Annotated in this window: 9 protein-coding genes; 3 read left to right on the top strand and 6 right to left on the bottom strand. The window is 26.8% G+C overall.

Going from position 1 to position 15,662, the window contains the following annotated elements; all coding sequences use genetic code 11:
* Positions 1-755 precede the first annotated feature (755 nt).
* From sbcB to A35E_RS03300, 5 genes are all read right to left on the bottom strand, one after another.
* Positions 756-2,192 carry an exodeoxyribonuclease I gene (sbcB, locus tag A35E_RS02580; protein WP_014889129.1) on the bottom strand — a complete coding sequence of 479 codons (1,437 nt, stop codon included), beginning with the start codon at positions 2,190-2,192 and terminating at the stop codon, positions 756-758.
* Positions 2,193-5,277: 3,085 nt separating this feature from the next.
* The gene (gene galU, locus A35E_RS02575; RefSeq protein WP_014889128.1) at positions 5,278-6,183 is read right to left on the bottom strand and encodes a UTP--glucose-1-phosphate uridylyltransferase GalU; all 906 of its coding nucleotides are present in this window, start codon (positions 6,181-6,183) and stop codon (positions 5,278-5,280) included.
* A gap of 1,118 nt (positions 6,184-7,301) precedes the next feature.
* Complete coding sequence (locus tag A35E_RS02570) at positions 7,302-7,802, bottom strand: ClpXP protease specificity-enhancing factor (RefSeq protein WP_014889127.1); 501 nt, start codon at positions 7,800-7,802, stop codon at positions 7,302-7,304.
* A gap of 1,779 nt (positions 7,803-9,581) precedes the next feature.
* Positions 9,582-10,109 carry a single-stranded DNA-binding protein gene (locus A35E_RS02565; RefSeq protein WP_014889126.1) on the bottom strand — a complete coding sequence of 176 codons (528 nt, stop codon included), beginning with the start codon at positions 10,107-10,109 and terminating at the stop codon, positions 9,582-9,584.
* A 556-nt stretch (positions 10,110-10,665) separates the two neighbouring features.
* On the bottom strand, positions 10,666-10,794 hold the full coding sequence (locus A35E_RS03300) for a hypothetical protein (protein ID WP_268257768.1): 129 nt from the start codon (positions 10,792-10,794) through the stop codon (positions 10,666-10,668).
* Positions 10,795-10,871: 77 nt separating this feature from the next.
* Between A35E_RS03300 and A35E_RS03240 the strand changes: the two genes are divergently transcribed.
* The 3 genes from A35E_RS03240 (at position 10,872) to trmB (ending at position 13,953) form a co-directional block, all read left to right on the top strand.
* Complete coding sequence (locus A35E_RS03240; protein ID WP_160142537.1) at positions 10,872-11,081, top strand: hypothetical protein; 210 nt, start codon at positions 10,872-10,874, stop codon at positions 11,079-11,081.
* A 368-nt stretch (positions 11,082-11,449) separates the two neighbouring features.
* Positions 11,450-11,662 carry a chorismate-binding protein gene (locus tag A35E_RS03360; protein ID WP_071818289.1) on the top strand — a complete coding sequence of 71 codons (213 nt, stop codon included), beginning with the start codon at positions 11,450-11,452 and terminating at the stop codon, positions 11,660-11,662.
* A 1,571-nt stretch (positions 11,663-13,233) separates the two neighbouring features.
* The gene (gene trmB / locus A35E_RS02560) at positions 13,234-13,953 is read left to right on the top strand and encodes a tRNA (guanosine(46)-N7)-methyltransferase TrmB (RefSeq protein WP_014889124.1); all 720 of its coding nucleotides are present in this window, start codon (positions 13,234-13,236) and stop codon (positions 13,951-13,953) included.
* A 314-nt stretch (positions 13,954-14,267) separates the two neighbouring features.
* On the opposite strand, the gene A35E_RS02555 is transcribed toward trmB, so the two are convergent.
* Positions 14,268-15,026 (bottom strand): YciK family oxidoreductase, encoded by a 759-nt coding sequence (locus A35E_RS02555; protein WP_014889123.1) that lies wholly within the window; start codon positions 15,024-15,026, stop codon positions 14,268-14,270.
* Between the last annotated feature and the right edge of the window lie 636 nt (positions 15,027-15,662).

The following is a 15,662-nucleotide window of genomic DNA, read 5'->3' as shown; positions in this document are numbered from 1 at the left end:
TTATTACATTATTTAATATAATACACTCAAAATATAATTTATATAAAAATGATTTTGATAACAAGTACAAAATTACTTACTAATTAATAATGCACTAAAATTAAAAAAAATCATTATAAAGTGTTTTTTTATACATAAAATAATAAATAATATTATTTTATGTATATAATTTAAACTGATTGAGTGATATAAATAAAAAATGTCGAACCGTGGTTTCTATAAATTAGGAAATTACGACTAAGTAATTGAAATAAAAAATATTAAAATATGCAATAATAGTTTATTGTTTATACGTTTAACATTAAAATCACGATTAATTTTATTGAATAAATGTATTTCTCATCCAAAAGAATAGATAAAAAGAAAGTTATCACACTAATTATACTGGTAGATTTTTTATAGAATGATTAGTTAACCTTGTAGTACCTTCTATTTTTTTTACAGCATATAGCGAGATTCCAAAAATTTCATATTAATACTCTTATCAAGAATTTTAGATAAAATTAGCTTAAATTTTATTTAAAAATTTAATTTTTTTAAAAAATCCTGCGAATGATAATGCTTATTATTTAAAAAAATGGTTTTGTAAACAAACTAAACAGTACCTCATCAGAAAAAATTTTCTTCAGATTTTTTTTCGTTGATTTTATTGTTTACTATGTTAAAAAAAATTGTTTGACAGCAATAACCTCTATTACGCATATATAAAATATTTAAAAAAATTAAAATATGTACTTTATAAAATATGACTTTTATTAGTGGATGAAGTATTCATGCACGTACAAATATAGCTTGTTTAATAAGTGTGTTTTTTTATTACAATTTTTATGGGTTACGGAGAGTATTTTTAATTTATCTAGATAAGATTCTATAATCTTTTGATTAAAACGTGTTTTTCGATATTGCAACCACTTTAAGTGTTCATCTTGATTCAAGGTGGATGGAAAATTACGAGCACGATATCGAAACAACAATGGCTGAAGTCGCGGATCTGTAAAAAACTTCTCCAGCGATCTAATATGCTCTGGCGGAGTAGAAAGAATTAACTCCATTGAGGTACGTTCGCTTCTGCTAAAAAATGCGTCATATAGCTGGGCATCTACATCTTCGCTAGATGTAAAATGTTTAGTTTCATTAAATAACATTATTATTTTTTCTTTTAATCCTGATTGTTTTCGCAGCCAAATTAAATTATTTATACAGTGTTTAATTTTAATTCCAAGACGTTCAGCATCTAGTGTTCGAAGGGTGTGAGCAGGTGCTAATGCTGGACATTTATTCAAATAAATTATCTGTAAAGGGACTGCGTTAGTATCATGATTCATAGTGTCATTATACTTAGTATATAAGCGAGAACGAAGTATATCGTTATCCAAATTAGCTAGAATCTGTACATCACCACTAAGATCACATACAATAATTGCGTTTGGATTTGCAGGATGCCAGGCAAGCGGTGCAACTAAAGCTATATTTGAACGTATTAGTCCAAATATAGCTGAAATATAAATTAGTGGTTTCATAGCACTAATATCAATAAGTAATTTTAATTGCTGCTTACGGCGATATTGATAAAAGTAGTCAAATAATTTTGGTTGCATTTGACGTATTAGTTTAGCTATTGCTAAAGTAGCATAAACATCGCTCATAGCATCATGCGCATGATAATGCTTAATTCCATTAGCTAAAGTTAAATCTTCAAGTCTAAAACTAGGTTGACCTTTATCATTGCTAGGCCATTTTATTCCTTCTGGACGCAAAGCATAGCAAGCTCGAACTATATTAAGTATATCCCAGCGAGAATTACCTTTTTGCCAACTCCAACTATAAGGATCATAAAAATTACGATAAAATAAATGTCGACTAAACTCATCATCGAAACTAATATTATTATAACCTAATATGCAGGTGTTTGGCGTATTAAACAATTGATGAATACGGCGAGCAAATGCTGATTCGATAACACCATCACGTAGAGTTTGTTGTGGAGTAATCCCATGAATTAAAACTGCTTCCGGATCTGGTAAATAATCATTGGCTGGAGAGCATAAAAAAACTTGTGGTTTACTAAGAATTCTCAAGTCTTTATTTACGCGTAGACTTGCAAATTGCGCTGGTCTATCAAGAGCAGGATTTTTTCCAAAAGTTTCATAATCGTGCACCAGATAAGTCGGTTCGTTCAACATGTAATCCATTTTATATATTTCTAGATTATCGAATATAATAAAAATTATTTTTTTATTTAACTATACGAAAAACCTGAAAAAGCTAATAGGCTTATTAATTTGTTTTTGTTTATTTTAAATAAAAATATAGTGAAAGTACCTTATAATTCAGTTTTATGTGTTTATTCCATTTTTATAGATGGATATATCATGGATATAAATTATTGGATTGATTAAATATATAGTGATTTAGGATGAGATATCGCTTATAAGCGATATAAACAGTAGTTAGAGTATAAATTATTTATAGGCGAATAAGTTAAAGTTCTTATCTAAGTTAGATTCTCTTAATAAAGAGAAAAATTTATGAAAAAATACGATTTTTTATCGTATTTAAATAGTAGATATATTTGTTTTTTTAAATTTTATTTAATTTACTTATGCATTAGGTGATAAATGTGTGTATGTAATTTAAAGATTTTTATCAAATAGATATTTTTTTCAATAAAAACTTTTTCCTTAAATTTTATTTTAAAAATGTACTAGGTAAAATTTTATGATAAAACTCGTTAAGGTATATTTTTAAAAAAACCATAATAACATATTTTTTATTGTAAGAGGAATGATTTTAAGTAATGAAGTCAATGTTTTTCAATTTCGGTAAACTATTGGGCGTGGATCTGTTCATCTGGCGAACATGGATTAGCAAGAATTAGACCTATAGAAACCGCATCTATTTTAGATATAGTATTTTAAACCAATATAAATTACTTCTATTTTTAATATTTTATTAAAAACATCGATGATAAGTATCATGAATAAGATATATGATTGGAGATTGTTAATTTAAAATCCAGTCTAGATAATCTTGTTAAGTAAGAATCGTTTGCTTTCGAAAGATACCGAATTTTATGAATCATCCCTTTTACTTGCAATTGAGCGTTTTCAATAAAGAGAAAAAATTATACATTATACTTTAATTGAGTAGGTTGTCATCGAGATTGTGTTAAGGTTTTCGATGTTTCCATAAAATCCTTTTTATCATGATTTGTTTATATAACTCCACGTGTAATAACATGAATTAATGCTGCAGTTTCTTACTGCGGTTTTTAGTGATTGCTTATTTTTTTTAGAACTGTTATAACAAAATACAAATTATATTTTTTTCAGAAAGTATATCATTGATTTTAAAATAATTTTTAAAATTTTTTGTCTTGTTCTCGAATGGAGAACGATGCTTTTTAAGCACAGCTAGAGTAGCAAATTATTTATTTGGAATAAAATTACATAGCGTACCACCATACAAATCAAGAAGACGAATATTTAATTTCTTGTAAAATTTAATAAAAAATTAAAGTAAGCAGCTTATTGGTGTTATCGAAATCTAGATGTATATTAACAGTCAAAATAATTACCCTTAAAGTTAGTTAGCGCTATTTATAAAGTATAATAATCGGATTGCGGTAAAGTTATTCGAATCATTGGAATCTAAGTTTTTAAATCAACACTATTATTGTATTCGACATAATTTTTTTCTTTTCCTTAAAAATTAGTATTGATAAAAGTTTTTCTATTTAACCACTTTTCAGTCAACTTAAGAGCACCCCGAATCTAGATTTTTCAAGTATCTCTAAAAGGGCCTATTAAGGAAGATTATGTGCGATACTATTATCATCTAATAGTGTTGGTGTTGATGTCCATCCATTGACCTCACAATATAGTTTGTTAAAACTCAATATAATATCATGTTCTTAACTTATTTTCAATCTATTTGAGGTCTTATGTAAAATTTATAGTGTAGTCATTCTTTATGTTATTATTTTTTTTGAGATATTATGTTTGTATGTTTGTATGTTTGTATTACTACTGAGTAGTGATTTTCATAATCAGATGTCGCCGGTTTTCGGATCAGTGTATTTCCTTTTTTTTATTAAGTTTAGCAAATAAGTCTTTATAAGTAAGCTTTTTTTCTAAAATGTAAAATCGAAAGAAAAGATTCATGATAAGAAAGATGTGGGATAGAGAAAATTTAAAAAACATCCTATACCTACTATGGTTTTACCATAGATAATGCAGGCATGTTCAACCAGATTCTTATTTCTTATAAAGAATGTGTTTATATTTTTAATATTTTTAAAAAATTGCATTTTTAATTAAAAGAATGCATTGCTTGATTTAGGTTCTTAAATAAAAATATTAGATATTAATTAATATGTTAGATTATATAATTTTATTTGGTATGTTATTAATGTTTTATATTAATACGTTGAATTGTCATAAACATCTAAATTTAATTGTTATCCGATAAAATAAATCTGATAAACGTGGTTTGTTTTACTTGATCACTGTTAATAATTAATTTTCTCTAATTTGTAGAGAAAAACTTTTTATCTTTTATGACTTAAGTTTTTTCATGTCGATCACGTTAAGTGATATTTATTAAATAAATATAACTGATAAAAAAAAGAAGCAACGCTGTTTATTTACGAATATATTGTAATAGAAGTTAACATCTTAAGTGTTTATAGTTTTGTTTTTTTACGATATTTTATTGATATTTATACATTAAAATTAAGATAAATGTAGCAACAATATTATTATTACTTCATAAAGATAAAGTAGATAATTTTATGGTTTTTTTTTGAATCTACTATGCCTTTTTTTCAATATTAGCTTCTAGTTTTTATAATACTATAATTATTCCATTTTTTTTACTTTCCACTTCTACTTCATTGAAAAATCTATAGCTCTTTAGTTTAAAAGTTAACTTGATTTTTATCATACAGTAAAATATTTTATATTTCAATAAAAATTATTTTTTTTTGATTTATTGATTAGCAATTAATTGTTGACATCTTGATTTTACGTATATCACAATAAACAATATCTATTTTGCTATTAAATATAGAAAATTAAAAATTTATATTTAAGAGAACAAAGCACTGCTAATGTGCGTAGATAGATATCTAATCTTTTTTTTTGCTTAAACATACCAAAAATATGCAAATTTTTTTATTTTAATGTGTGTTGTGAGTGTAATGTGTAACATATATTTATACATAGTATACTACTGTGCAATAGCAAGCGAACATTTGAGTATATCGAATAATACCAATTATTGTTTTAATGCTGTATTCGTTATCCATTTTTTAAATTTTTTTCCAAGAGTTTTATGACACAAAGCATATTCTACGAATGCTTTCATATAACCTAACTTGTTTCCGCAATCATGTCTAAGTCCGATTAAATGATAACCTTCTACATTTTCTTTGCATATTAGCATTGCAATAGCATCGGTTAATTGGATTTCATTACCAGATCTTGGTGGTGTTGTTTTCAAGATTTCCCAAATATGCGCAGAAAGGACGTAGCGGCCCACTACTGATAAATTTGATGGGGTTTCTTCTCGAGACGGTTTTTCAATAATACCCAATATTTTTACGCTTTCTCCTGGGTTGATAGTGTTACCTTGCCAATCAATCACCCCATAGTTACTAACATCTTTAACGGGTTTAACTAGAATTTGACTACATCCGGTATCTTCAAATCGTTTTAACATTGCTGATAGATTTTCTGTCTTTAGATTTGAGGCATATTCATTGATAATCACATCAGGTAAAATAATTGCAACTGGTTCGTTTCCGACAAGAGGTTGCGCGCACAATATTGCATGACCTAATCCCTTGGTTAACCCTTGACGAATGTGCATAATTGTAACATGTGGAGGACAAATTGCTTGAATTTCTTCTAGAAGTTGACGCTTGACACGTTTTTCTAACATAGTTTCTAGCTCAAAGCTAGTATCAAAATGATTTTCAATGGAGTTTTTAGATGAGTGTGTTACTAAAATAATTTCATTAAGGTTAGATGCAACACATTCATTAACTACATATTGAATGAGGGGCTTGTCTACCAAGGGTAGCATTTCTTTTGGAATAGCTTTTGTCGCTGGTAACATGCGGGTCCCTAATCCAGCTACTGGAATTACTGCTTTTTTTACTTTGTTTTTAGTGGGATACATGCATTGCCTTTCTTTTATCAAAAATATTTATTGACGTATGTGTGTTGATAAACAGTAATATATAGTTTCAACTGTTATCAATAAATCAAGGTTGTATAGAGTAACGTTATTTCAATGTTACGTGAGAGAATATAAAAAAAGATAATTTTTATTATACACAGTTCTCAACTGGTTTCTATTCTGAATCAAACATCTTTATAAGTTTAGCACCATCTATAATAGATAGAAAACATCTCAATGCATCAAGCCACTGACTAGTGTTTGTAGGTATACCTAAATCATTCTTACTAAATAAAAATGCATATTATTAAGATGTTTTTTTTGGGGAATTTACCTAACTTTCTTTATTTTATAGATATAACTTTTAATCTTGCCATACAAAACAACTAATTGGGGATAATGTTTTAAAAAAAACATAAAAAAAATTAAGAAAAAAATAATTTTAAAATATGAGAGAATCTATTTTTCGCTAGAATATGATTCTAATCAAAACCATGCATTAGCTTGTTTACAATTTTCCTATTGTTATAGAAACAAAACAATCCATGATATATCTTAGCATTTTGCTAAGTAGATTTATGTTTAGAAGCATTTAAGTTAAATTTACAATTTTGTATTACTAGCTTTTTATCATAGTGCTGGTTCTCTTTCCTTCTTCATAAAGGAAGATTTAGTTGTTCTATGTTATGAAAATTTTAACTATAAATATACTATTGTGAATAGTAGGTTAATAGTAAGCAATTTTTTAGGCGTGGTGATTTTGATTAAAATCAAAAATCGTATAAACATTCATGATATATAAAGCAATGATATTTCTTTTGAAAATAATAAAAAAATAAGTCATTTTATTTTTGTATGTTTGTTGATGCTAATAGATATGAATTTAGTATGCCACGTAAAATTTTTATCTATATTTAAAGCAACTTGCACTTACGTGACGAATAAGGTGGCACACCTATTATCATGATTCGATAAATCGGTATAGATGATGTTATAAGGATGCTTATTTTCATCTAAATAAAGGTTATGTTTTTATTTATCAAATCAGATTTTTAATAAAAATTACGATAATCTGATTTGATGTAGACCGGTATATCTATTTAATAATATGATAAATTTTATTTAACTACTCTTAATGTTGGGTGTTTAGTAGTGAGAGCTGATTGATGGAGTTTATCTTTAAGATTAGTAGATTGAACATTATCTAATTTATTGCATTCGAATAATGACAAACGCTTACTTGTGTCTGATGTTGCTTTCATGTTAAGATTTGCATTGGTTATTTGATTGTAGGCTAGTTTAGAATCAAACATAGTTCCTATACCATTTTCTCGCGCATAGATGGCCAGTATTGCTGCCGTTGGTATTGATATAGGGTGTAGAACACGATTAAATCGTGCGTTAAAATGTATCTCTTTATTACCTAAATTTAAGTTGCTGATAGCACATGGTGCAATATTTAATATAATTTTTCCGTCATGAGCAAATCCCACCGGAACAACAACCTCAGGAAATGTAACATTTACGACTAAATGCGGTGTAAGTTGATTGTCAGTTAACCATTCATAGAATGCTCGAAGCAGATATGGTCGTTGTGGTAAACATTGAGTGATATTCATCTAAATTAACCTCTCTTACGTAGGACATCTCTATTGTGTAGTTTAAATCAATAATACTGAGAAGAAATCTTGCTTCAGGATTACGTATTATATGCGCTTAATCCTCTTAAAATCTATACCACTTCTCTTAATATCTAACTGTGCCAACGTTAAAACAACTAAGTTAGATAGCAATGCAGTAAACATTTTAAAAAGTTTTTTATAAAAATAAGATGATCGATTAATAGTTAGCACAATAGATTAATAATCTAGAATTATAAATATTCATATAGATGTTTTTTTTATTTTCACTTCTATAGGTTATGTTTTTGCATCTTAGTGAATGTCAATTAGTAGATCATCATACACTTAGTTTTACTAAGAGACTCCTAATCTGTTTACATAGTTAGTAAACCTTGAAATTATTTATCTAGATATCTAGAAATCATTAATCTTAATCCAGGATTATTTCCTTAATTTTATCCTTAAATAATTAATTACATAAATGCGTTGCTTACTCCATCAATACATGTGAAATTTTGTAGCTTAAAATTTGTATATAATGAGTTTGAATATATCAGATTTATTATATTTGAGTTATTATGTAAAAATATTAGAGGTTTTTTTATATAACAGCGGGTTAGGGTCAATACTTTTATGTGAAAAAACTTATAAGTATAAACAGATAAATATCATCGTTTTTAGTAATTTGATTTTTAATTGTTGTCATTTAGCGATCATGATCGGAGTGTATTTCATCATAATTAAAACTTCTATTTTTTAATGTTATATTTAAATAATAATTATTATATATTTTTTTTGATAAAATAGTTTATTTTTTCTTTCAGATTTTATTGTTCACTTTAACACATACATGGTTGAGCATCTTTGTCTTATCTCAAAATAAATTTAAGAGATATTCATTTGTTTTATAGCACAAAAGTAGCATTAGTATATTTGTAAGCTTATGTAAGAGTATAGATATATCAGTTTTACTCTTAGAGCACACATTTCTAATATATTTTTAATATTCAATATATTAATTTGATTAAGGGGTAGAGAGTAGATTGTATATGTGTAAATATACCTCATCATAAATCATATGAAATGTTATGCTGTGTTTTTTTTTGATTAGTATGTCGCTTACGTTGCATCCCTTTTAAGGTTACTTTATATACTATATATATTTTGATGAGATTTTTTATTTTTATTTGTATGAATGATATGATGTTTATTTTCAATAAAATAGAGTTTTCTTGTTTTTTTTAATTAAAATTGTTTTCTTTGATTGCTGATTAGAAAGACAATAAAGTTTTCTATAGTTTAAAGTTCGATTTAGATTAAATATAAAATTAAATTACAACACTGTAATATTTATATTTAATAAGAGGATTTTTTTGCAAAGGAGAGTTTATATTTTTCATCATATTATTATATGATAAATACCATATTTATATAAAGTTATATTTCTTATATGTAAAAACTTGTTTTTTATAGATTTTTGTTCATGAAATTGTTTTATAGTAAATATCCATCCGTTTTTAATAAAATAGATCAAGAAAAATTAAACAAAAAATTAACTAAGCACTTTGATCTGAAAAAGTGTTTCAATATCATAATATTTTATACAATAAATTTATTATAGAAATTAAGGTCTTTATCCGTTGTTTGTCTAGCCTTGGAATAATTGGAATGTAGCGTGGATAAAATGTTTGTTACATAATAGTTCTGTTTATAAGATAGTATTTACTATTGCAGGATTTCGACCTGCAATAGATTAAATAATTATTTAAAAATAGTTTAGAATGGAATATCGTCATCAAAATCTATTGTTGTTTCATTGTTTAATATTGAACTGTTTTGTGCTACATGTCGTCCTGATGTTACATTACCGTCAGAAAGTTGTGAGTTATTTCCTTGTAGTTGCTGATTGTGATTCCATCCATTTTCTTTACCGCTACTAGTGAGAGTAGAACTCTGACGATTACCCAGCATATGCATCGTACCATTCATATTAACTACAACTTCAGTTGTATAGCGATCTTGGCCACTTTGATCTTGCCATTTTCGTGTTTGAAGTGAACCCTCAATATATACTTGAGAGCCTTTTCTCAGGTATTCACCGGCTATTTCAGCTAGTTTTCCAAAAAAAACTATTCGATGCCATTCTGTTTTTTCTCTCGATTCACCAGTCTGCTTATCACGCCAAGTTTCTGACGTAGCCAGCGTAATGTTCGCTACCGCCCCACCATTAGGCATATAGCGAATTTCTGGATCGTGGCCTAAGTTTCCAATTAAAATCACTTTATTTACGCCTCTACTAGCCATTAAAGGGGCTCTCCATAACGATGAATAGTTAAATTAATTTATATAATTTTATCATTTTCGAGGAGAAAATAACATGTTAGAGTTTAAGTTCTTTATCAATATTGTATATAAATATTTTTAAAGATCTAATTAAAGTAGGAGTGGTTTACATACTTTAACCTAATTTATGTAACTAATAATTATTTATTAATAATATTAATAGTATTTAATATGAATACTTGTTTATAAGTTAGTTTCTTATACAAACTGTTTCTTTGAGCATATAAAGATATTATATCTTACATTAACATTGTTTATAAAAAAATATAAAATAAATTATTTAATAACAAAAAAATATATCAAAATATCCATTACATAATCAAAACTTGGTATCGAGGTGTAAGTAAAATTAAGCTTCTGAAATTAAATAAACTCGTTAATAAGTAGTTATTGATACAGCTAAAATTTATTAAACTACACTATAAACTTGATACTGTCGTAATTTTTTTTTCTTTCATTTGGTTTCAATTTTAGTCAATGTTACTTCACTTTGGGTACAGAAAAGTCCTGATGGTTGTTATGATGTTTTGGTAACCGAACCTTTGTAACCGTTGTTTATTTGTAACGGTATAACTAAAGTTTGTTCTGGAGAATTCGCGAATTTCGGTACGAACTGCCATCGTTTTAAGACAAGAATACTTATCATGGACAGATATATCAGCTTTACCCAATACTGAATTTTTACTTTAATGGGGGTTAGATATAAGTTGTTTTGGATTTGGATTGCAACATCGAAGTTTTATCCGTTATAGTTCATCAGGACACCCCCCTTCGGATGTGGCAATTGTGGTTTATCGTTTGGTGATAATAGATGATCATCGTAAGCGTACAGTAATGTTAGTTAGCTACTTCGACCTTTTTTTTATTGAATCGATTACATTTAGCTTTATAACAACAAGTGTTTTATTTACTGTATTTTTGGAATACTACTAACATAACTAAAATCGACTATGGTTGTAAACTCCGTTAGGTTCAGAAAAATCTTCTCTTTATAAAGCTAGGGGTTGCTATCAAGCATTCTTATCACAGTATTTCGGTGCATACCGCATTGAAGACGTAGGGGGGGGCAAAATTTCGTTGTGTATTAGTATATAACCGGGCACTTTTCCTGTATTTATTTATTTTCCAGATCAGATAATGCTTAATTTATCACCAAAATATTTTTTTTACGATGAAGGGAAAAACATACAATCTTAGCTTATTAAAGGTAGTTTATATAACCTGACAGGTTTCGAAGAAGATCGAAAGCAGATAAAAAGTTAGACAATTCAACTAACGATCAAGTTGAAAATATAATAATAGTGGACCTATTGTGTAATGATATAGGGTGCTTAGTGAAACTTGGAGTTGTCCGTGTTCTGGTTTTATTTAAAATAAAGATATTTATTGTGATGCACCATACAGTCAATACTATTGGTACTTTTTTAAAAGAAGAGTACAACTTATTTGATTTATTATGCGTTTATTTTTCCGGTTATTCTATTTCTGGGATACCTAAAGTGAGATCTATATAAATAATTGAGCAGTTAGAACCCTAAATGTTAGAATCTTTGGTGTAGTAGTATTGGTTATATTAATCTGTTTGACGGTATAGATACTAACATCACTATTCGATTTCTACTAGTTATAAATTAACATATTTGTTGTTTTATCGGTGAAGAAATAATCTCAAATAATAATAAAGAAAAAAAGTATCAGGAGATATGAGTGAAATCGGCTTTTACCCCGATACGCTTAAAGCAATTAAAGATATAAACATTATATGTAATAACAAGCAAGCTAGGTCACAGACCATAAAAGGTTCTTAGAAATACAAAAAATTTTTACTTCATTAAAAGTATTTATATTGTGTGAAATTTCTATTTTTTAATATGCTTGAAATTTAAGAAAAATTTTTCTGTATGTAGCATATTTTTTTAAGAAATACAGATTGTTAGCAATTAACATTAATAAGATACATAGCTTTTTATAGATAGTTTTTATGAATAAAAAAATTCATTAAATTTCTCATTAATACAAGCATAGTGACAGTTATCCACGCAATGTTCGATTGTGAAAAAAGGTGTTATTGTTGTTCTTGTATTTATATCTTATTCATGTTCTATTATATAAAATTAGTTTTATTTTATATAAAGAATTAAGAATTGTTCAATAGTTACTCGATTTTTTAAGTTAGATAATAATTTAGATATCTTTATAAAAAATCTCATTGAACTTAAAAATATATATATTTAAAAATCTGTTAAGAATTCATTGCTGTTAATTTAATTAAAATGCTGATCTATTTTCTTAGAAAATAAATCATTTTTTATCTATTAGTTCATTTCGGGAATCATACACTGTAGAAAAAATAATTATTATTATAAAATATTGTATCTATGTTGTAATTAACTTGATTTATCAGTATTTGATAAATTTTATCTCAATCATATTAATACTAAATTAAAATAGCATATATCAAAATAGTTTTAATTTAGTACAATATCTGAGTTAGAATAAATACACTTTATTTTATACTACTATTTTTTATTAGGATAATTTTATTTTTTTAAATAATTAACGTATATTGACATGTTTAAAAACAAATTTTCATGAGTCTGCGATTGCAGCATCGCTTATATTTTATGTTGTAAATAATATTTTTTAGAAATTTTTATATTTTAATATAAAACTAACGATTTTTTTTGAAAGCATTTAGAACAAAATCTAAAAATATGTTCGGTCATTAAAAAAACTGTATAATAAGGTTATTATATTTTAAATATTAAAAAAGTTAATTATATTTTAAATATGTATTTTTTATCTATGGTCACAGAAATAGATGATGTATTAAATATGTTACTAACAAATCAAAATTTTTAAGAGCGGTTATAAGTGGAATATTTTAGTTTCTTAAATCTAATTTTCAGGAAAGTATAGGTGTTGAATTTCATTTTTGTTAATAAGTAAGAATTTTCTCAAAAAAAATAAAATCATGTAAAAATTATGTATAAGTCTTAAAATCTCTTTTTTAAATAAATGTTTTCTATTCGTATTAAAATTTGAATTTATATTGATTTTTTTAATTTTTTTATTCCGGAATTTTATGATAAACAATGTTGTTTCTGTTAAGTTTGATAAACAAGGATACGCAATACGGAGGATTCATACTTTTAGACGTCGTCAAGGTCGACTCACAAAAAGGCAAAAATATGCGTTAGTTAATCTTTTTCCAGTAATTGGAACACCCTATCAGATTTATCCGCTTAATTTACAAAAACTATTTGACCGCATAGCGCCTATTATACTTGAGATCGGTTTTGGGATGGGAAGCTCATTAGTGGAGATGGCTGCAGCATATCCAGAGTACAACTTTATTGGTGTTGAAGTATACTTACCGGGTGTCGGTTCTTGCCTTGCTAGTACTAAAGAAAGAAATATTTATAACTTACGTCTCATATGTCACGATGCAGTAGAAGTATTAGAAGATATGATTCCTTCCGGGTCTTTATCATTAGTACAGATATTTTTTCCAGATCCTTGGCATAAGGCTAGGCATAATAAACGTCGTATCATACAACCTTCATTTATTGATCTTATTGGCAATAAACTTGCCTTAGGGGGTATTGTTCATATAGCAACTGATTGTAAATCTTATGCTGAACATATATTAAAAGTAATTTCCTGTTTTTCTTTTTTTCGAAATTTATCAGTTACAGGTGATTATGTACCTCGACCTATAACTCGATTTCCCACTAAATTTGAACAACGTGCTCATCATTTAGGTTATGATGTCAGGGATTTAATGTTTGAAAAATATTTATAATCTCATTAAGAATAAGTATATAAATTATTAATGAGATATTTATTTTACGACTGGCTATTTATATTTAATTTTAGATTAAATTAGTAAAAAATTGATTAATAAGAATATGTTATTTTATTTTTTTTATTTTTAAAGATAAAATAGACGTTAAAATTATGACTTTATTATGAGTGTTTAACTACTCGCAATTTTTATTTATATCATCATACATATCTTTAATATAATTTATCATGATTATGATAACGTTATTATAGATCTATTGTTTTATAATAGATTTTGTAGCAGAGGATATCTATATACAAAATATAAATATTTTAATGTTTTGTATTAGACTTACAATCGCACTGTGCATCAAAACTAACCCCACTTATCTCTCGACTGTCATCTCCCATTAAATAAAGATAAATAGGCATAATATCTTTAGGTAAAAGTGTTTTTGGGTTATCTTTCGGATAAGCAGCGGTACGCATTTTAGTCCGGGTGGCTCCTGGATTAATGCAATTAACACGGAGGATTGATGCTGGATATTCTTCTGATATGATTTGCATCATACCTTCTGTTGCAAATTTAGAGACTGAATAGGACCCCCAATTTGCACGACCTTTCCTTCCAACGCTGGAAGTGCTAAAAATGAGCGAACTTCCCCTTTTTTTTAATAAGAGAGGCAATAATGCTTGCGTGAGCATAAAAGTACCATTAACATTTACCGAGATAACTTCACACCAGCGTGTAGGATTTTGCTGTATCATTGGTGCAATGTCTCCTAGAATGGCTGCATTGTTTAGCAATCCGTCTAGACGTGAAATTTTATAAGATAGATGTAAAGCTGCAGATTTATAAGATTCAGGATCAGGAGACAGTAAGTCAATTACAAGCACATAAGCTTCAGGGTTACCCGCTTCGGCGATATTTTTTTTTACCGCGTTAAGTTTATTTAACGTTCGTCCAACTAAGATTACTGATGCGCCATATTTTGAATAGGTAATAGCTGCTTCACGACCGATACCATCACCCGCTCCTGTTATGAGGATTATTTTATTTTTTAATAAATCACGTTTTGCTTGGTAAAACAATCTATACCTCTTAATGTCGACTATACTAATTTATAAAGTTTATGTGAATATTATTAATTATATGTAAATTGTTTACTTTGTAATACATGATATTTATTTAATTTTATGTTAACTTTAATTTTTAGATATTTCAATGCAATATATTACATAGTTTGAATTGGTTCTGTTTTTAACAAAATTATTAAATAGCGCATCTTTAAGCATATTTGTAGAAAAGTTAGAAGTGTTATATAAAATTAGTTTTATATTTACAAATAAAATTTAATAACAAGATTTTTTCTAATTCTATTAGTGATTTTTTACAGACATTTCAATTAAAACAGTTTTTATTAACTGTAAACAGTTAAATGATAAAAGACTTTTTTTATTATAAACTTTATGGTTTTAAAATTAATAAGCTAGTTTTTAGTGTTTATTTTTATTAAAAAACGTTAATACAACTAATATTAAGTTGTTATTTCATTTGAGTGAAAGAGTTCTATACTTATCTATTTAAGTGGTCATGGTGGGGTGGGAAAATTAAATAAGACTACGGTATCTTTCATAAGTTTTTAAGTGAGCATAATTTGTGAAAATATATAAATTTTATATGTATGACTTAACTGATAACAGATCAGTTAGTATATATGATTTTTA

The sequence above is a fragment of the secondary endosymbiont of Heteropsylla cubana genome, assembly GCF_000287355.1.
Classification (GTDB): Bacteria; Pseudomonadota; Gammaproteobacteria; order Enterobacterales; family Enterobacteriaceae.
This window is presented reverse-complemented; position numbering and strand designations above follow the sequence as displayed.

Coding starts and splice junctions, on each gene's coding strand:
- sbcB (WP_014889129.1), bottom strand. CDS start 2,192: ATGGATTACATGTTGAACGAACCGACTTATCTGGTGCACGATTATGAA.
- galU (WP_014889128.1), bottom strand. CDS start 6,183: ATGTATCCCACTAAAAACAAAGTAAAAAAAGCAGTAATTCCAGTAGCT.
- A35E_RS02570 (WP_014889127.1), bottom strand. CDS start 7,802: ATGAATATCACTCAATGTTTACCACAACGACCATATCTGCTTCGAGCA.
- A35E_RS02565 (WP_014889126.1), bottom strand. CDS start 10,109: ATGGCTAGTAGAGGCGTAAATAAAGTGATTTTAATTGGAAACTTAGGC.
- A35E_RS03300 (WP_268257768.1), bottom strand. CDS start 10,794: ATGATAAGTATTCTTGTCTTAAAACGATGGCAGTTCGTACCGAAATTC.
- trmB (WP_014889124.1), top strand. CDS start 13,234: ATGATAAACAATGTTGTTTCTGTTAAGTTTGATAAACAAGGATACGCA.